A 17,406-nucleotide genomic window follows, 5' to 3' on the forward strand; every position below is an offset into this window, starting at 1 on the left:
CCCGAGATTGGGATGACAACAGAAGACTTGGTGGGTTGCGGCTGTCGCCTCATGGATTCCGGGAATCTCGGCTCCGCTGGCGTCGTGCGCTCGGAATCGAATCCGATGGTGCAGACCATCATCGTGGTCAATTATGTCTGTCCAATGGGTCGCCAAGGCCTGGCAACGGTCTCAGTCGTGAATGGGGTTGCCGGAGAGGTCTTCTACTGAGGATGAGGCGACTGGAGATCGGTCGATAAACGACGATCTTGATGGGTCTCAGTAGTGGTCTTAGTAGTGGTCTTAGTAGTGGTCTCAGCACCAGTAGCGCGGAAGAAGCGCAGCGGTTTCACCGATCGAGCGTCAATCTTGGTCGGCTCAGGTCGCCGTGAGACATTGCTGCATCTGCGTCATCGCTTGCCCTGCAATATCATCGCTTGCCCTGCAACAGGGACTCGGGGTGGCGCTCAAGGTAATCGGCCAGCGAGCGTATCGAGTTGGCGGCTCGAGTCGCGGTCGCGAGCAACTGGTCCAGCTCGTAACGCGTCGAGGAGCCCTCGCCGGTGAGCTGGCTGATCGAGTTCATCGCAGCAGCAGCCTCATCAAGAGCGGTCTGAGCTGAGTTCGCCAGTGGGTCGACCTTGGCCTCAACCCGGCTTGCGACTGCGGTGACGGTCTGGGTGGCTTGCGAGAGCTCTCGGAGCAAGGGGGCGGCATCGGTGCGCAACGTCTCGGCGAGCTGCTGGTACTCGGTCAGGGTGGCGTTGGCGCGTTCGCTGAGAGGCGCAATCTCCCGATCGATCTTGTCGATAAACGATGCGATGCCGGCCAGGGCCTGATCCAGATTGTTTAGGGCCGAGCCTGTCTGGTCGGCGCTGAGGAGCCTGTTGATCGCCTCGAGCGCCTGCGTGGCGGTGTCCACGAGCTCGTCCAGATGCAGATTCTCGAGCATCTCTTGGACCCGATCGCGCGTCGCGGCGATGGCTGGCACGCGAATGGTCCCATCCGGGCTCGGCGGATAATCCCGCTTCGGCAGGTCTGGGTTCAGGCTCAGGGTGACCAGGTACTGACCGGTGACGAAGCTGACCGATTCGAGCTGTGCACGCAGACCACGCTCGTCGACCAGGCGCTGCACCAGCTCGCCGGGCTCAACGCCTTCGAGATCGCCAAGCACATGGATGGTGTTGGGCCAGACCTCGTAGCGCACTGGGATGCGAAAACTGTCACGATCAGCAATGTAATCAAGCCCAATCTCAACCACCTGGCCGATCGGCACTCCTTGGAATTGGACCTGGGCGCCGACGCTCAGTCCTTGCACCGAGCCCGGGAAATAGGTGACCAGATAGAGGCGCTCGCGCAGCCAGGCACCACTGCTGAAGACCAGGATGCCGATAACGACCAACGCGACGGCACCGAGGACGAAGCCCCCGATGATGGTGGGGTTGGCCTCACGACTCATGACTCGCCCCGGCGCAGAAAGGCGCGCACCTCGTCGATCTCGCTATGGTCGCGCAGCTGTTTGGGATGGCCGGTGGTGAGCATGCTGTGGGTCTCGGCGTCGAGAAAGACGGCATCGTCGCCAATCAGGAAGAGGCTGTCGAGGTCGTGGGTGATCACCACCATGGTTGTTCCGAGGCTGTCGCGCAACTCAAGGATGAGGTCATCGAGCCGACGGGCCGAGAGTGGGTCGAGGCCGGCCGAGGGCTCGTCGAAGAAGAGGATATCCGGGTCGAGCGCCATCGCGCGCGCGACCCCGACCCGTTTGCGCATGCCGCCGCTGATCTGACCCGGATAATAGCCGCCAAAGCCAGCCAGGCCGACCAGGGCGAGCTTGTACTCGGCCAGCTCGCTGATCTGTTGCTTGGAGAGCGGCGTGTATTGCTCGAGTGGCAGTGCAATGTTCTCCTCCAGCGTCATCGAGCTCCAGAGTGCGCCGCTTTGATACATGACCCCAACCCCGCGCAAGAGTTGGGTCCGAGCCTCTTCCGAGACCTCCCAAAGGCTTTGATCTTGTAAGAACACCTGGCCTTGTCGGGGTGCGAGTAGGCCGGTGAGCGCACGCATCACCGTACTCTTGCCGCAGCCGCTGCCACCCATGATGATAAACACATCGCTGCGGCGGATGGCGAAGCTGAGCCCCTGCTGGACGATGGTGGGGCCGTAGCCGAGCGCGACGTCCTCGAGGCGGATCGCGACTGAAGCGTCATCTTCGCGCGGCGCCTGATCGTCTTCGGAGGCCAGTGCTTGCGTCTGGGTATCGCTCGGCGTTTGGGCCTCGGCTTGGGGCATCGCTTGGGGCACAGCTTGGGACTCAGCTTGGACCTCAGCTTGGGGCTCCGTTTGGCCTTGAGGCAGCTTGGAGTCTGGGGCAGCTGGGCCGTTCATCCAGAGAGCCCTATGGCATCGAAGATAACGGTTAGGACCGCGGCAGCGATGACGATGAAGACGATGGCAGTGACCACCGCCGAGGTGGTGGCCTCGCCAACGGCCGCCGCGCTGCGCCCGCATTGCATGCCGCGCAGGCAGCCCGAGGCGGCGACGATGGCGCCGTACACCGTAGCGCTGATGAGGCCCTGGATGATGTGGTTCCAGCCGATCGCTGCCTGGGTCTGGACTAGGTAGGCGGTGAGGGTGACGCCGCCGACCACGGTGCCAACGAAGGCGCCACCGAGGATGCCGAGCAGGTCGGCATAGAGGGTGAGCAGCGGGGTCATCAGGATCAGCGCGACCATCCGAGGCAGCACCAAGAATTCCATCGGTGGGATGCCGAAGGTGCGCAGGGCATCGATCTCCTCATTGACCTGCATGGTGCCGATGCGCGCGGCGAAGGCGGCGCCGGTGCGGCCGGCGAGGACGATGCCGGTGATCAGCGCGCCCATCTGGATCACGGTCGCCAGCCCGACCAGATCGGCGACATAGATGCGGGCGCCGAACTGGGCCAGCTGCTGATCGCCGATATAGCCCAGGATCATGCCGACCAGGAAGCTGACCAGGCTGACGATGGGAAGGGCGTCCGCGCCCGATTCTTGGATGATGACCCAGAGCTCGGAACGGCGATAACGCGCGCGGCCGGCGACGAAATGGCGCACGGCGATGGCGCCTTCGCCAAAGAAGGCCATGATCTCGCCGGTGGAGCGCACCAGGTCGGCGATATCCAGCCCCACCCGCGCGAGGAAGCTGGGTCCACGGTCATGCTCGGGTTCATCCGGCGGGGCGGTGAGGCTGGCCATCTCGAGCAGGCTGCGCAGGCCTTCTGGCAGGGCGCTGGGGTCGACGTGGATGTTGCGCTCTGCGCACAGCCGTTCGACCCCGGCGACATAGGTGACTAAGGCTGAATCCCAGTCGATCAGCGCGCTGGTCTCGAAACTGAGCTCGCGTGGCTGGCTGGCCGCCTTCGCGTCATCGTCGCTGCCGCGATCGATCAGGGCAGGGAGGTCGGAGAGTCTCGGGATGCGCTGATCGAGTCGCCAACGCCCAGCCAGGCGCAGGGCGATGCCACTGTCAGGGCGATTGACCAGCGTGATTGAGGGGGCGGACTCAGGCGCGTGGTCGTCGGTAGCGAGGGGTACAGTTGGCATCCGGTCGTGAAGGCGGCTTGGGTGATTGGCCGGTAGGATTCGTCGTCAGGCGGACCGATCGAGAAACCGGAGCACAGCCCCGGTGAATTCCGCAGCGTCTTCAAGCGGCAGGCCATGGGCCAGCGCCGGCTAGGATCAAGGGTGGTGGTCGCTCGTCCGCGGCGGCTGCTGGTTCATGAAGCTCGAGGTAGAGCCTGATATCGTCACGCTGCAGGCTCGGCATGGGCGTAGTGCTCATTGGTTCAACGATGGATTGCTCCAGGGCATCGGCTCCAGTATAGGCGAGAGATTGGGGGCTGAAGAAGAGCCAATTCTTGGGTTGGATAAACCCAGTTGCTTGCCGTCTCTGGTGGCCGAGCAGGTGGATCGCTTATAGTTTCATGTTTTCCGCGAGCCGGCTTTGAGCCTCGGGTTCGCGTTGGTCTTGCGCCTTATCGCCCCGCTCTATCGAGGATCTCGCTGTGAAGCTGACAATCGACGAATTTCGCCATTGGCAGCACCGCTGTGTCACGCTGCTGGGCATGTCCGGGGTCGGCAAGACCTATCTCTCCGGCCTGCTGCGGCGTAACGACTGGTTCCACTATTCCGGCGACTATCGCATCGGTACTCGTTATCTCGATGAGCCGATCCTCGACCTGATCAAGCTGCAGGCGATGCAGGTGCCCTTCCTGCGCGATCTGCTGCGTCGCGATTGGGTCGCGTTCCAGAACAAGATCCAGGTCGATGACCTCGGCCCGGTGCTGAGCTTCGTCGGTCAGCTGGGTGATCCGGACAAAGGCGGCCTGTCGCTGCCTGAGTTCAACCGCCGCCAGGCCCTCTATCGCGATGCCGAGATCCGGGCCATGCAGGATGTGCCCGAATTCATCCGCAAGGCACGCGAGATCTACGGCTACAGCCATTTCGTCAACGATGTCGGCGGCAGCCTCTGTGAGCTTGAAGACCCCTCGGTGATCGAGCTGCTGGCCCAACACAGCCTGATCCTCTACATCCGCGTCCCGCAGGCCGATGAGATCAAGCTGATCCGTCGCGCCCAGGCCGATCCGAAGCCGCTCTATTTCCGCCCCGCCTTCATCAAGGCCGCGGTCAAGGATTATCTGCACGAGCAGGGGCTCGATTACGTAGCTGATATCGATCCGAACGACTTCACCCGCTGGGTCTTCCCGCGGCTGTTCCATTCACGCGTGCCGCGCTACGAGGCGATCGCGCGCCCCTTCGGCTACACCGTTGAGTCGACCGAGGTGGCCGCGGTGCGCGACGAGCAGGATTTCCTGACCCTGATCGAGACCGCGATTGCGCGCACGCCGCCGTTGGCCCCGGACGAGGAAGCGCAGGCCCTCAGCGGCCTGGATGCGGTTTAGGGCTGAGCCGATGCCAATCGTTGCCCACAATAACCTTCCGACCTTCGACCGCCTACGTGCCGAAGGGCAGAATATTCTCGAGTCCGACTGGGCGATCCATCAGGATATCCGCGAACTCCATGTTGGCTTGCTCAACATGATGCCGGATGCTGCGCTGGCGGCGACTGAGCGCCAATTCTTTCGGCTGGTTGGGCAAAGCAACCAGATCGCGCAGTTCTATGTGCATCCGTTCTCGTTGCCGGGTCTGCCGCGCGGGGAGAAGGCGCGAGCGCATATCGAACGTTACTACCAGTCGTTCGAGGCGGTGCGTGAGCTCGGGCTGGACGCGCTGATCATCACCGGCGCGAATGTGAGCGGCCCGGATCTTGCCGAGCAGCCATTCTGGTCGCCGTTGATCGAGGTGGTCGACTGGGCCTTCGAGCATGTCACCTCAACCCTCTGCTCCTGTCTCGCCACCCACGCCGTGATGCAGTTCCGCTATGGTCAGCGGCGTCAGCCACTGCCGGACAAGCGTTGGGGCGTCTATACGCATCGCGTCGTCGATCATTCGCACCCGCTGATTGATAGCACCAACACCCTGTTCGACGTCCCGCACTCTCGCTTCAACGAGGTCAGCCGCGAACAGTTTGAGGCAGTTGGGGCAAAGGTGTTGGTGGAGAGTGATGAGGCCGGTGTGCATCTCGCCACCAGCCCAGACGGGCTGCGCATCGTCATGTTTCAGGGGCATCCTGAGTACGACACCATCTCGTTGCTCAAGGAGTACAAGCGCGAGGTGGATCGCTTTGCGACGGGCGCGCGTGAGAGCTATCCGCCGTTCCCGGACAACGTGTTCTCGCGCAAGGCGGCGGCGGTGCTGGATGAGCATCGCCACTTGCTGCAACGGGCACTCGATCGGGGCCGCGAGCCGCCGAAATTCCCGGAAGCGCGCATCGCGGAGGATCTCGATAACACCTGGCGCGACACCGCCGAGGGTGTCGTTGGCAATTGGTTGGGGCTGATCTATCGAGTCACCCATAACGACCGTCGGGTCCCCTTCATGGACTGGGTCGATCCCGATGATCCGCTGCGGATGCTGACCCGCCCCTGAGCTCGTCTCTGCATTCAGTGGTCGTGCAGGCTCTACTGCGCGATTCCTGTGTCCGTTTTGCTAACGATTCTTGCCGGACAGCAGCGCTCCAATTGGGAAGCGGTTGATGAGCCCTTTCTAAGCACAACGTCCCTGCCGTTGTCGTCCTTTTCCTAGCGGACCGCGCTTGCTCGCGGGTCATTGAGCGCCTGCTCCGGTCGCTACCTACAGGCCTTAGCCTGTGATGGGTCGTTTAGCGGGGCTTTGGCTGGGCTGTGCGTCGGGCGTTTGTTGCGAATTTGCACAAATGATTCAAATTTGCAACAAAAGCATGAAAAACCGGCGAGTTATCAAAAATGCGAGTAGCTGCGCACTTTTTTTGTCAAACACCAGTTAGACTTTTGCTTGTCAAGTGGCATTTGCGCTCCTAGACTATGGGGTAAGAGACCGCCAGACGCACTTTTGCGACATGCGCGGTTTTGACGTTCGGGAAATCCCCGATGCAGCGGTTAACCTTACGGCCCTGCTCGGTTTTTCTGGATGAATCAACAAATTCAGCAGGTTGAGAGATGTTTGACGAACAAGAGCAGGTCATCCGTTACAAGTGGGATTCTTGGACGGGCTCTGGCTACCGCTTACGCTATGATGCAGCGGATCAGGCCCACAGCTACCACGTTGAGGACTGCAGCAACCATGTCGTGATGGACGACTACGGCTGCTCCGATCTCGACGAGGCCTTATTGGTGCTGAACCGCTTCTTCAGCATCGACGAGTCGGCCGAGCGCAACCGGATTGCCAAATGGCTGCCGAATCAGCGGCTGCAATAGCAGTGAGGGGATCTTCGCGCAGCGCCTACTGCCCGGTGCGGCACCACGCCATGCTGTCGTCCGAGTCTTGGTAGCAGGCCCTGCGAACCGACCCTGACCGCTGATCTAACGCCCAAGGACGCGGGCGCAACGCATCAAGGCCGCTTCGAGCGGCCTTGATGCGTTTTGGGGAGGATGGTCTCCAACTTCAAAATCCTCGAGACCTTCTTCGGCAATTTCGGCCATGCGCCCGAGCAGCCCAGCGTCTGGATCAGCGGCTTCTACGGCAGCGGCAAGTCCCATCTGGCCATGATGCTGCGTGCCTTCTGGGTCGATGTCGGCTTCGAGGACGGCGCCGCGGCGCGTAGCCTCGCCAAGCTCCCGACCGAGATCAAGGACCACCTGCGCGAGCTGAGTAACCAGGCCAAGCGCCATCTCACAACTGCGGAGCCAACTGCGCATCGTCCAGCTCAGCCAGCGCGCGACCCTGATCCAGCACAGCCAGGACTGGCAAGCCACCGGCGAGCAGATCAGCAAGCGCTGGCCGAGCTGGACCCAGCTGCAAACGCTGCTCTCGCACGCCAAGGATCTGGCGCCTTACCAGGCGCTGGCCGCCGAGGCCGAGCTGGCCGACTGGCTCGCCGAGGCCGAGGCGCGTATCCGCGCCAAGCTCGAGGATGGGCCGGTGATGATCTGACGGGCGCCGAGCCTCACCGATGAGACACATCATGCCAATCATCGTCGATCTCTAGGACAACCTGTTGCATGGTGCCCAAGCGAGCATGAGCTTGGCTCTGGGGTAGCCATCTGCACCCGTCCATGCCTATCCTTGAGCGACATTGGCCCACGGCGAGGATTAGAGAGGATGGCCGCAATATCGCTCAAATTGCCCGATGACCTGGTCGAAGAAAGTACTCGACTTGCCAACAGGCTTGGAATCACACAGGCGCAATTGATGCAGCAAGCGCTTCGGCATGAGCTCACGCACATCGAGCGTGAGCAGGAGCGGCGCGCGATGGCGTCCAGCTTGCGCGCGATGCGCGACGATCCAGACTACCTTGTGCAAGCGGATACACTCGATCAGGAGCTCGCGGAAGTCATTGTTGATGAACCGGAGGCTTGGTGGAACGGCCATTCCCACTGACCCGCGGTGCTGTCCACCTGGCTCGGCTCGATCCAGCAAAGGGCGCTGAGATCGATGCGATCCTGAACCGTCTAGAGCGGATGCTTGGCCGGTGATGAACTGCCAGGTTATTGTTGTAATCTTTCCACGCCGTGGACAATTTGCACCGATGTCATCCCGATCGGCAAGCGCCTGGTGAGATCGCCAAAGGTCGGTGTCCGTGACAGCAGTTCGTTGGAGACCGGCGAGGATCAGGATCTGAAGCTCGGCGTTGCATGTAACGCAAACATGACGGAGGGAGCGATGGCATCTACAGAGGTCAACGCACGCATCCAAAGACACCGCGAGGCGCTGCGCCGGGCGGGGCTGCGTCCGGTACAGATTTGGGTGCCCGATACGCGCCGGGCAGGCTTCGCGGAGGAATGTCGCCGACAGTCTCGCCTTGCGGCCCAAGCGGATGGCGCGGACAGCGAGATGCAGCATTGGATGGACGAAGCCCTCACCGATCTCGAGGGCTGGACCACATGACGCGCGGCGACCTGGTGAGCATCGCCCTGATCAGGTCATCACGACGCTGAACCGCCAGGCAGCGGGGGCACCCGCTGCGCCGTATGCAGCAGGGTCAGGATCTGGACCTCATCGCCCTTGACCCGATAGACCGCGATGTAATGCCTGTGGAGCACCAGTTCCCGAGTCCCATAGATGCGGCCCGACTTGCCGAGTGGATGCTCAGCGAGAAGATCAACCTTCTCACGCAATTCACGGACGAAGGATGTGGCTCGAGTCGGATTGTCTTGGGCGATATAGGCAGCGATCTCATCCAGCCGGCGCAACGCCCGACGCGTCCAGCGCAGCTTACGCGCCATACTTGGCGAACACCGCGTTCACCTCGGCGTCACTCGCGAACTCACCCTGGTCAGCCTCGGCCAGACCCGCTTCGATGTCTTCCACTTGCCAGCGTTGCGCCTCCAGATAGGTCGACAAGGCCTCGAGTGTGATAAAGCTCTTGGTGCGCGCCGTCGCCTGAGCCAGGGCTTCCAATTGCTGATAAACCCTCATCGGCACCCGCACATTGAGGGTCCGCGAGGGCGTATCTTGCTGAACTGTTGGCGACATTGGCGTTTCCTGCGTTGACTGTGTTACATCGTAGTTTGCGCAACATGGCGAGCGAGTCAAGACATGCAGATCACAAGCACCAAGGAGCACACCCCCATGGACCCTCTCGCTAAACCCCTGCGCCCACAGCTCGAAGACGCCATCGTCAAGGCCCGCGACCTAGCCGAGCAGGCCGCCCAAGCCGCCCAAGCCGCGCTGCAGCATCTCGGGGTCGGCGACGCCGACGCGCCTCCGCACCTCACCGACAGCGAGCGCGCCCTGCGCCGACGCCTGCGCGCCCATGGCCGCGAACTCGGCGTGCTGCGTGCCAAGCCGAACATCAAATGGACCAAGGACCGCGGCAAGGACGTCGAGAGCGCCCCCTGGTTCCCGGTCTTCAACAGCGAGCGCATCAACGATCATCATCTGACCCTGGTCGAGAAGCGCGCGGCGCGCGCTCAGCTCGCGGAGGGTGCGGTCAGGTGATCTACGACACCCAAGAGGAACTGCTTGCCGCCATCGCTGCCGGCGAAGATACGCTGCTGGAACTCAAGGAAGTGGTCTTCAAGAGCGACCAGGTCCGGTTTGCCGGTGAGTCGGGGCGGGCGCCAAAGGTGATCGCCGAGGTCTTCGTATCGATGGCGAACACCAGGGGCGGACTGGTGGTGTTCGGTGTCGACGACCGGGGTGAGATCATCGAGCGGCGCTTTGGACGCCCGCTGGCCGATTCCGCGCTGTCCTACGAGCGATTGCTCGGCAATCTGAAGCTTGCCGTGCAGGACGATGACGGCGCCTGGCGGCCGACCAATATCGGCCTGCTGCTGTTCTGCGACCGTCCCGATCAGCATCTGGGCGGCGCCTATGTGGACCTGGCCGTCTACGACCACCCGGTTGCCGATGGCAATACGCGGGATTCCAAGCGCGTCACGGGGACAGTGACCGAGCAGATCGAGTGGGTGCTGACCTACCTGCGCACCAGCCCGATGATCAGCGCCCTGTCCCGCAAGGACGCCCTGGGCCGCATCGACAAGCCCGCCTACAGCGAATTCGCGTTGCAGGAGGCGGTGGTCAACGCGCTGGCGCATCGCGATTACGAGATCACTGGCGCCTAGGGCATCCTCACCCTGTTCCCAGATCGGCTCGAGATCCGCAACCCCGGCGGGCTGCACAACAGCCTGACCGAAGAGAACCTCTACGCGGGCTGTCAGCCGGTGCGCCGCAATCAGATCCTGGCCGGTTTTCTGCGCGACTACGAAAGCTCGGCCACCGGGCGCCGCGACATGGAGACCCGCGGCGAAGGCTTCCTGACCTTGGTCAGCAGAAGCCTCGCGCTCTCCGGACGCCGACCCGAGCTGGTCAACATGGGTGGCGCGGTCAAGCTGACGCTGTTTGCTGCGCGGCCGGATGCGACGGATGAGCTGCTCCGCTCACCGGCCAACGCTGAGCATCTCGCCCGATCCATTGCTCAGTACCAGCAGGGGAAGACCTCTGAAGACTGACAGGACAGCGCCGCTCGTCTTGCGGGTCATTCACCCACTGCTCCAAGGATTGTGCAGGGCAACGCCGGTGCCAGCGAAGTCGCGGGTGTTGCGCGTGACGACCGTGAGACCTCGGATCAAAGCGGTTGCGGCGATCAAGGTATCGCGATCGGGGCGCGGGTCGGGAACCTGAAGCGCGGCGCAGCAACGGGCGATCTCGGTATCGACGGCGATGATCCGGCCGGCAAAGCCGTCGATGACTTGTCGCTCCAACCAGGTGCGCAGCAAGGCGCCTTGGACTGGATCGCGACGCTCGCGAAGCCGTACGCCCAGTTCCAGCTCTAGCACTGTGATCACGCTGAGGAACTGCGCGTCGGCGGGCACGCCCGCAGCCCAGGTCAGCACGCCGGGATCGGCCTTGCCGGTGCGCGCCTTGCGCAGCTCGGACACCAGGTTGGTATCGAGCAGGTACATCAGTCCAGCTCGGCTGCAACAGCCAAGGGTCTGTCGAGCCGGGGCGGCTCGAAGTCGACGGCCTCAGCATCGGGCATGGCGAGCAGATCGACCAGGCTCTGGTCCGCGCCGCTCAAGCGCCGATAGTCCTCGATGCTGAGCAGGACATGCGAGGGCTGGCCGCGGTCGGTAATCATCACGGGACCGTTGCGAGCGGCTTTCTTCGCCTTACTGGTCTCCTGATTGAATTCGCGGCTGGTGAGGGTGGTGATGGTCATCTTGGCCCCGGATGGTTAATGTAGTAACGTGGCTAGTATAGCCCTTCTGCATCTGCTGACCCGGCGCATCAACGAGATCGAGATCTCTCCGCATGATCCAGAGCTCACCTAAGCGCCCCAGCGAGGCACCGATGCCTGAAACCGTCCTAGACCACTTGCTGAGCTCGCTACGCAACGCCGCGAACATCAGCCGCGCCGAGCAGGTGCGCCCGGCGGCGGTGCTTTGGACCGATCACGAGGGTCAATGGCAAGGAGTTGCCGAGCGGCTGCGGCCGTTGCTGCCCGAGCTGCTGATCCTCGGCGACTATGCGCCAGCGGAACGCCGCGGCCCGGCGATCTGGATCAAGTGCATGTTGGCGCGCACGCTGGACGAGGCGGACTGGCCCGACCACGCGGTGCCGATCCTCTATCTGCCCGGCGTCTCGCGCACCGATCTGCGTGCCATCGAGAGCTGCCCGCGCGAGCTGCAGCCGCTCGCCGAGCTACAGTATCGGGGGCTGTTCTGGAGTCAGCTCAACGGCCGCGATTGGACGGTCAACGCCTTTCTCTCCAGCAGCCGTGGGCTGCTGAAACTGGATATCTCAGGCGATCAGGCGACCCAAGCGGCCATGCATCGGGCGCTGGATGTGGTGCTCGACACGCCCATTGCAGACCTTCAAGGCCGGCGGCTCGAGGCGTCGGATTTCGACGCCCTGCTCAGCGCTGACCCCATCCGCGATCTGTTGGCCTGGATGAACGACCCGGAGACAGCGGCCAAGGACTGGCAGGGCGCGCGCTGGGATGCCTTCCGCAGCCGCTGCAAGGCGGACTGGACGCTCGATCCGCAGGCCGACGGTGCGCTGGTCGCCGCGGAGCGGTTCAGCGAGGGGCAGCGGCAATGGGATGCGGTCTGGGAGCGGTATCGCAGCGGTTGGCGTTCCTTTCCGACACTGATCGAGCGGCTGCGGCAGGTCGCGCTGCCGCTGCATCGGGATCTCTTCACCGATCTTGGTCGCTACCCCAGGGCCAACGACGAGGCCGAAGACCAGCTCCGAGTCGATCTGCTGAAGCTGGCCGGCGTCCATCAAACGGAGGCCATCGCCAAGCTGAAGGCGTTGGAGAACGCGCACGGACCTCGCCGGCTCTGGTTGTGGGCGGAGATGGGCCAGGCGCCCTTGGCCCGAGCGCTAGAGCCCTTGTCCCAATTGGTGGGGTTGATCGCTGAACCCTGTGGTGGGCAGCAGCTGCAGGATCTGGCCACTGCCTACCAACAGCGGTTTTGGCAGGTCGATGCGGCGGCCCGCCGCGCGCTCGCCTGTCTGGGAGCCGGGTCGCGGGTCAAGGCCGACACCGACGCCGTCAGCGCCGCGCTGCAAGCGGTCTATGTGCCCTGGCTGGACCAGACCAATCAGCACTTCCAGGATCTGGTGCGCAAGGACGGCTATCCGGGGTCGACGCTGGTCAAGGAGCCGGTCGGCACCTACCAGGCCGGCGGCGAGTGCTGGCTGTTCGTGGACGGGCTGCGCTATGACGTTGCCCAGGATCTCGCCAGCGTACTGACTGCCGATGCCTTGGAGGTGAAGATCGACAAGGCCTGGGCGCCAGTGCCCTCGGTGACCGCCTCGGGCAAGGTCGCCTGCTCGCCGCTGGCGCATCTGGCCAAGGGGCGGAGCACGGACCAGGATTTCGTGCCCAGTCACGCCACCCAAGACCGACCGCTGGACACGGACTTGCTACGCAAGTTGCTCAAGGAGCAGGGCTGGCAGGTGCTCGGCGGCAACGAGACCGGTGATCCGACGGGCCGCGCCTGGACCGAGTTCGGCGACCTCGACCACTATGGCCACGAACATGGTCTGCGGTTGGCCCGCGAGATACCGTCGATGTTGGACAGCATCCGGGAGCAGATCCGCTTCCTGATCGATGCCGGCTGGAAGCAGATCCGCATCGTCACCGATCATGGCTGGCTGCTGGTGCCGGGCAAAATGCCGAAGACGGCGCTGCCGAAGTTTCTGACCGCGACACGCTGGGGCCGATGCGCGGCGCTGACGGACAGCGCTCAACCGACGTCGCTGACGCTGACCTGGAGCTGGTGCCCGGATGTGCGCATCGCGATGGCACCGGGGATCAACAGCTTCATTGCCGGACAGGAGTACGCGCACGGCGGCTTGAGCCTGCAGGAGAGCCTGATCCCGGTGTTGCGGGTGACGCGGCCGAGGGGCGTTGCCGATGAGCCGTCGATCGAGATTCTGGAGGTCAAGTGGACGCGGTTGCGCTGCGCCTGCGTCGTCAGGGCCTCCAGCGCTGGCGCGTCCGGCCAAGATGGCCTCGCCGCGCAAGGTCTGACGGCGCCGGGGCAGATGCCGCAGGCGCTGACACCAACGCAGGCATTGCGGGTCGATCTGCGGCGGAAGGTCAATGATCCGGCAACTAGCGTGGCCGGCGGTGGCAAGCCGTTGAAAGGCGGCAAGGCCTCGCTGGTGGTCGAAGACGATGAGCTGGAGGGCGAGGCGATCTCGCTGGTGGTGCTGGATGATCAGGGCCGGGCTGTGGCCAAGGCCGCAACTGTGATCGGCGGAGACTGAGGTGATCGGAGGAGACACATCCCATGCAGCTCGATGATCTCGACCGCAAGGCCGCTGAGCACTTCGAGGGCTATCTGGTGCGCAAGGATCTGGTGCGCCAATTCAGTCGCCAGTTCCCGGTGCCGACCTATGTGGTGGAGTTCCTGCTCGGGCGTTACTGCGCAACGACCGATGAAGAAGAGATCAACGAGGGGCTGGAGATCGTCCAGCGCCAGCTCGCCTCGCGCACCGTCAAGGCCGGGGAGCAGGAGTTGTTCAAGGCCCGCGCGCGGGAGGAGGGCAGCGTCAAGCTGATCGATCTGATCAGCGCGCGGCTGGATGCGAAGACGGATTCTTATCTTTCCAACCTGCCCAGCCTGCAACTGCGCGACGTGCGGATCGATCCGAAGCTGTTGCGCGAGCATGAACGCCTGCTCACCGGCGGCTTCTATGCTGAGGTGACGCTGGGCTACGACTCCTCGATTGCTCAGGAGGCCCATGGCCGTCCCTTCGGCATCGACAGCCTGCGTGCGATCCAGCTCTCCAAGCGCGATGTATTAGAGGTGCTGGCCAAGGCGCGGGAGGCCTTCACCACCGACGAGTGGAAGGCGTTGCTGCTGCGCAGCGTCGGGTTGGAGCCGGAGCAGCTCAGCGAGCGGGCCAAGGATGCGCTGCTGCTGCGTATGGTGCCGTTCGTCGAGCGCAACTACAACCTGGTGGAGCTGGGGCCGCGCGGCACCGGCAAGAGCCACCTCTTTCAGCAGGTCTCGCCTTACGCTCATCTGATCTCAGGCGGCAAGGCGACCGTCGCCAAGATGTTCGTCAACAACGCCAACGGTCAGCGCGGGCTGGTCTGTCAGTACGATGTGGTCTGCTTCGATGAGGTCTCGGGCGTGTCCTTCGATCAGAAGGACGGTGTCAACATCATGAAGGGCTATATGGAGTCCGGCGAGTTCAGCCGCGGCAAGGAGAGCATCCGGGCGGACGGCTCGATCGTCCTGGTCGGCAACTTCGAGGTGGATGTCGAGCATCAGCAGCGCATCGGTCATCTGTTCGGCCCGCTGCCGCCAGAGATGCGCGACGACACCGCGTTCATGGATCGCATCCATGCCTACCTGCCGGGCTGGGACCTGCCGAAGATGCAGCCGAGCCTGTTCACCGATCATTTCGGGCTGGTCAGCGATTTCCTCTCCGAGTGCTTGAGCCGGCTACGCATGGAGAGCCGGTTGCCGCAACTGCAGGGCAGGGTGCATCTGGGCGGCGCGCTCAGCGGCCGCGACATCAACGCAACCAACAAGACCGCGAGTGGCTTGCTGAAACTGCTCTACCCATCCGCTGACACGCAGGTCTCCGACGCAGATCTAGAGTGGGCCGTGCGCCTGGCGTTGCAGGTGCGACGGCGGGTCAAAGAGCAGCAGAAGCGGATTGGCTCGGCGGAGTTTCGCAACACCCACTTCAGCTATCTGCTCGGCGAGGAGGGTGTCGAGACCTTCGTCGCCACGCCTGAGTTGTCGAGCGAAAACAGTATCGGTGCCGACCCGCTGGAGCCGGGTCAGGTCTGGACGCTGAGCCCCGGCGGCCTGGATGAGCATGCCGGTCTTTATCGCATCGAGGTCAGCGAGGGGCCAGGCAACGGGCTGCGCATCCTGAACAAGCCGACCCCGCCGGCGTTTCAGGAGTCGGTGCGCTACGCGCAGCAGAACCTCTACGCCCGCGCGGCACAACTCGTCGGCGATCGCGATCCCAGGGCGCACGAGTTCTCGGTCCAACTCCGCGTCTTCGATGCCGCCAAGACCGGCAGCCAGGTCGGTGTCGGTGTGTTGATCGCCTTGTGTAGCAGCCTGCTCAAGAAGCCCCTGCGCGGCGGCCTGGTCGTGATCGGCGGGATCAACCTCGGCGGCTCGATCGAGCCAATCCACAACGCGGTGACCCTAGTCGAGATCGCCGTCGAGAAAGGCGCCCAAGTGGTGCTGATGCCGGTGTCGAGCCGACGCCAACTCTTCGACCTCTCCGATGACATGGCGACGAAGGTCGATACCCAGTTTTATCAGGATGCACGCGACGCCCTGCTGAAGGCATTGGTCGAGTGATTGCGTCATGCGCATTAGCGCCAAATGTCGATCACGGCGACTCACCGTTTAACGTGAATCTCACGCGATTCATGTTCCGGGGTGGCGCCGCGCCATGAGCGTTAGGGCAAGGCTCTCTAGAGATCAGCCCTGAGGCTGGCGAGCCGTTCTTTACACCCTTCCCAAGGCCTCCAAGTCCCGATCGCGCATGCCGATCAGATAAAGGATGCCGTCCAGCCCGACGGTGGCGATGGAATGACGCGCCTGCTCCTTGACCAGCGGCTTGGCGTGGAAGGCGATGCCGAGGCCGGCGATCGAGAGCATCGGCAGGTCGTTGGCACCGTCGCCGACGGCGATGACCTGCTCCAGCCTGATACCTTCGCGGGCGGCGATCTCGCGCAGCAGCTCGGCTTTACGCTGGCCGTCGACGATGCGGCCGGTGACGCGGCCGGTGAGTCGGCCATGCTCGAATTCGAGCTGATTGGCGTGGACGTCATCGATGCCGAGCCGGCGTTGCAGATGTTCGGCGAAGTAGGTGAAGCCGCCGGAGAGGATCGCGACCCGGTAGCCGAGCTGTTTCAAGGCGCCGATCAGGCGTTCGGCGCCATCGGTGATTGGTAGCCGCTCGGCGATGCCGGCGAGGACCGATTCCGGCAGCCCCTCCAACAGCGCCATCCGGCGGCGGAAGCTCTCGCTGAAGTCGAGTTCGCCCTGCATGGCGCGCTCGGTGATTGCGGCGACCTGGGGGCCGACACCGGCTGCGGTGGCGAGCTCGTCGATGACCTCGGTCTGGATCAGGGTCGAGTCCATGTCGAAGCAGACTAAGCGTCGGTTGCGGCGGAAGATGTCGTCTTCCTGGATGGCGATGTCCACATCGAGTTGGCTGCCAAGCTCGAGGAAGCTGGCGTGCAGCGTGCCGACATCGCCAACTGGTCCTTTGAGCCAGAGCTGCACGCAGGCCGGGCGCTGGGGTCTGTTGGCATTGGCGCTGACAGCGACGCCAATGTCGGTACGAGTAAGGTCGACAGCACCAGTAGTCCGGCGCGTGATCCGACCAGAGACCCTGGAGATCTGCTCAATGTTGAGTTGGTTCTGCGTCACGACAGCGGCGACCTGTGCGATCTGCGCCGCGCTGATCTCGCGGCCAAGAAGCGTCAGGATGTGGCGCGCCTGGCCCTGTTCAGCGACCCAGTCCTCATAGGCATCGGCGGCGACCGGGGTGAAGCGCACATCGAGTCCGAGCTCATGGGCACTGAACAACAGCTCTTTGAACACCGGACAGCCGGCCGGCTCTTCCGGTAGCTCTACCAGGAGGCCGAGGGCCAGTGTGTTATGGATCACCGACTGGCCGATGTCGAGCACGGTCACGTCGTAGCGCGCCAGCACCTGCGTCAGGGCCTTGGTGATGCCTGGCTTGTCACTCCCAGAGATGTCGATTTGAACGATTTCGCGCATGAGCGTTGCTGTCTCCCGGTCTCGGCACGGGTCTCCTGTCATCCGAGCGCAGCTTAAGTATCGTGGAAGGTCGAGCGCCGTTGGCTAGGCTTAGACCTTGCCTGTCTGGATCATGCCAGATAGAGCAG

The 17,406-nt window shown here is 63.4% G+C and carries 21 protein-coding genes; 11 read left to right on the top strand and 10 right to left on the bottom strand.

The window, feature by feature from the left end; translation table 11 throughout:
• Positions 1-12: 12 nt before the first annotated feature.
• Positions 13-210: a hypothetical protein gene (locus CKO42_RS01770; protein WP_200237491.1), complete on the top strand. Its 198-nt coding sequence runs from the start codon at positions 13-15 to the stop codon at positions 208-210.
• Positions 211-409: 199 nt separating this feature from the next.
• On the opposite strand, the gene CKO42_RS01775 is transcribed toward CKO42_RS01770, so the two are convergent.
• The 3 genes from CKO42_RS01775 to CKO42_RS01785 all read right to left on the bottom strand — a co-directional run bounded on the left by CKO42_RS01775 (position 410) and on the right by CKO42_RS01785 (position 3,557).
• Positions 410-1,438, bottom strand: coding sequence for an MlaD family protein (locus tag CKO42_RS01775; protein WP_200237496.1), 1,029 nt, complete (start codon positions 1,436-1,438; stop codon positions 410-412).
• A complete protein-coding gene (locus tag CKO42_RS01780; RefSeq protein WP_338034829.1) occupies positions 1,435-2,280 on the bottom strand; it encodes an ABC transporter ATP-binding protein in 846 nt (281 codons plus the stop codon). Before CKO42_RS01780 ends, CKO42_RS01775 begins: the two co-directional genes overlap by 4 nt.
• An 80-nt stretch (positions 2,281-2,360) precedes the next feature.
• Positions 2,361-3,557 carry an MlaE family ABC transporter permease gene (locus CKO42_RS01785; protein ID WP_200237500.1) on the bottom strand — a complete coding sequence of 399 codons (1,197 nt, stop codon included), beginning with the start codon at positions 3,555-3,557 and terminating at the stop codon, positions 2,361-2,363.
• Between the two features lie 461 nt (positions 3,558-4,018).
• On the opposite strand from CKO42_RS01785, the gene CKO42_RS01790 reads away from it, so the two are divergent.
• From CKO42_RS01790 to CKO42_RS01800, 3 genes are all read left to right on the top strand, one after another.
• Positions 4,019-4,915 carry an ATPase gene (locus CKO42_RS01790; RefSeq protein WP_200237503.1) on the top strand — a complete coding sequence of 299 codons (897 nt, stop codon included), beginning with the start codon at positions 4,019-4,021 and terminating at the stop codon, positions 4,913-4,915.
• Positions 4,916-4,925: 10 nt separating this feature from the next.
• Positions 4,926-6,002: a homoserine O-succinyltransferase MetA gene (metA, locus tag CKO42_RS01795; RefSeq protein ID WP_200237507.1), complete on the top strand. Its 1,077-nt coding sequence runs from the start codon at positions 4,926-4,928 to the stop codon at positions 6,000-6,002.
• Positions 6,003-6,550: 548 nt separating this feature from the next.
• Positions 6,551-6,808, top strand: coding sequence for a hypothetical protein (locus CKO42_RS01800; RefSeq protein WP_200237510.1), 258 nt, complete (start codon positions 6,551-6,553; stop codon positions 6,806-6,808).
• A 105-nt stretch (positions 6,809-6,913) separates the two neighbouring features.
• Here CKO42_RS01800 and CKO42_RS01805 read toward each other — a convergent pair whose 3' ends face one another.
• Positions 6,914-7,249, bottom strand: coding sequence for a hypothetical protein (locus CKO42_RS01805; RefSeq protein ID WP_200237519.1), 336 nt, complete (start codon positions 7,247-7,249; stop codon positions 6,914-6,916).
• Complete coding sequence (locus CKO42_RS01810; RefSeq protein WP_200237524.1) at positions 7,224-7,517, bottom strand: hypothetical protein; 294 nt, start codon at positions 7,515-7,517, stop codon at positions 7,224-7,226. Before CKO42_RS01810 ends, CKO42_RS01805 begins: the two co-directional genes overlap by 26 nt.
• Positions 7,518-7,652: 135 nt before the next feature.
• Between CKO42_RS01810 and CKO42_RS01815 the strand changes: the two genes are divergently transcribed.
• Both CKO42_RS01815 and CKO42_RS01820 read left to right on the top strand, forming a co-directional pair.
• Complete coding sequence (locus CKO42_RS01815) at positions 7,653-7,931, top strand: ribbon-helix-helix protein, CopG family (RefSeq protein WP_200237530.1); 279 nt, start codon at positions 7,653-7,655, stop codon at positions 7,929-7,931.
• Between the two features lie 282 nt (positions 7,932-8,213).
• Positions 8,214-8,438 (top strand): antitoxin MazE family protein, encoded by a 225-nt coding sequence (locus tag CKO42_RS01820; protein WP_200237533.1) that lies wholly within the window; start codon positions 8,214-8,216, stop codon positions 8,436-8,438.
• Between the two features lie 38 nt (positions 8,439-8,476).
• Here the strand turns inward: CKO42_RS01820 and CKO42_RS01825 are convergent, their stop codons facing one another.
• Both CKO42_RS01825 and CKO42_RS01830 read right to left on the bottom strand, forming a co-directional pair.
• Positions 8,477-8,776 carry a type II toxin-antitoxin system RelE/ParE family toxin gene (locus tag CKO42_RS01825; protein ID WP_200237537.1) on the bottom strand — a complete coding sequence of 100 codons (300 nt, stop codon included), beginning with the start codon at positions 8,774-8,776 and terminating at the stop codon, positions 8,477-8,479.
• Positions 8,766-9,026 carry a CopG family ribbon-helix-helix protein gene (locus tag CKO42_RS01830; protein ID WP_200237541.1) on the bottom strand — a complete coding sequence of 87 codons (261 nt, stop codon included), beginning with the start codon at positions 9,024-9,026 and terminating at the stop codon, positions 8,766-8,768. The genes CKO42_RS01825 and CKO42_RS01830 overlap by 11 nt, the downstream gene beginning before the upstream one ends.
• Before the next feature lie 96 nt (positions 9,027-9,122).
• Between CKO42_RS01830 and CKO42_RS01835 the strand changes: the two genes are divergently transcribed.
• Genes CKO42_RS01835 through CKO42_RS01845 form a run of 3 tightly spaced genes read left to right on the top strand, consistent with a single transcriptional unit; the run spans position 9,123 to position 10,504 of the window.
• Entirely contained in the window at positions 9,123-9,491 is a 369-nt protein-coding gene (locus tag CKO42_RS01835; protein ID WP_200237836.1) for a hypothetical protein, read from the top strand.
• The gene (locus tag CKO42_RS01840) at positions 9,488-10,117 is read left to right on the top strand and encodes an AlbA family DNA-binding domain-containing protein (protein WP_200237544.1); all 630 of its coding nucleotides are present in this window, start codon (positions 9,488-9,490) and stop codon (positions 10,115-10,117) included. Before CKO42_RS01835 ends, CKO42_RS01840 begins: the two co-directional genes overlap by 4 nt.
• Before the next feature lie 12 nt (positions 10,118-10,129).
• Positions 10,130-10,504: an ATP-binding protein gene (locus CKO42_RS01845; RefSeq protein ID WP_207148632.1), complete on the top strand. Its 375-nt coding sequence runs from the start codon at positions 10,130-10,132 to the stop codon at positions 10,502-10,504.
• 30 nt (positions 10,505-10,534) lie between these two features.
• On the opposite strand, the gene CKO42_RS01850 is transcribed toward CKO42_RS01845, so the two are convergent.
• Positions 10,535-10,957 carry a type II toxin-antitoxin system VapC family toxin gene (locus tag CKO42_RS01850; protein ID WP_200237549.1) on the bottom strand — a complete coding sequence of 141 codons (423 nt, stop codon included), beginning with the start codon at positions 10,955-10,957 and terminating at the stop codon, positions 10,535-10,537.
• On the bottom strand, positions 10,957-11,214 hold the full coding sequence (locus CKO42_RS01855; protein ID WP_200237552.1) for a type II toxin-antitoxin system Phd/YefM family antitoxin: 258 nt from the start codon (positions 11,212-11,214) through the stop codon (positions 10,957-10,959). The genes CKO42_RS01850 and CKO42_RS01855 overlap by 1 nt, the downstream gene beginning before the upstream one ends.
• Before the next feature lie 131 nt (positions 11,215-11,345).
• On the opposite strand from CKO42_RS01855, the gene pglZ reads away from it, so the two are divergent.
• Positions 11,346-13,775 (top strand): BREX-1 system phosphatase PglZ type B, encoded by a 2,430-nt coding sequence (pglZ, locus tag CKO42_RS01860; protein ID WP_200237556.1) that lies wholly within the window; start codon positions 11,346-11,348, stop codon positions 13,773-13,775.
• Positions 13,776-13,798: 23 nt separating this feature from the next.
• Positions 13,799-15,844, top strand: coding sequence for a protease Lon-related BREX system protein BrxL (brxL, locus tag CKO42_RS01865; protein WP_200237561.1), 2,046 nt, complete (start codon positions 13,799-13,801; stop codon positions 15,842-15,844).
• 150 nt (positions 15,845-15,994) lie between these two features.
• Here the strand turns inward: brxL and serB are convergent, their stop codons facing one another.
• On the bottom strand, positions 15,995-17,278 hold the full coding sequence (gene serB / locus CKO42_RS01870; protein WP_200237566.1) for a phosphoserine phosphatase SerB: 1,284 nt from the start codon (positions 17,276-17,278) through the stop codon (positions 15,995-15,997).
• Positions 17,279-17,406 lie beyond the last annotated feature (128 nt).

It is taken from the genome of Lamprobacter modestohalophilus, assembly GCF_016583905.1.
Taxonomy (GTDB): domain Bacteria; phylum Pseudomonadota; class Gammaproteobacteria; order Chromatiales; family Chromatiaceae; genus Lamprobacter; species Lamprobacter modestohalophilus.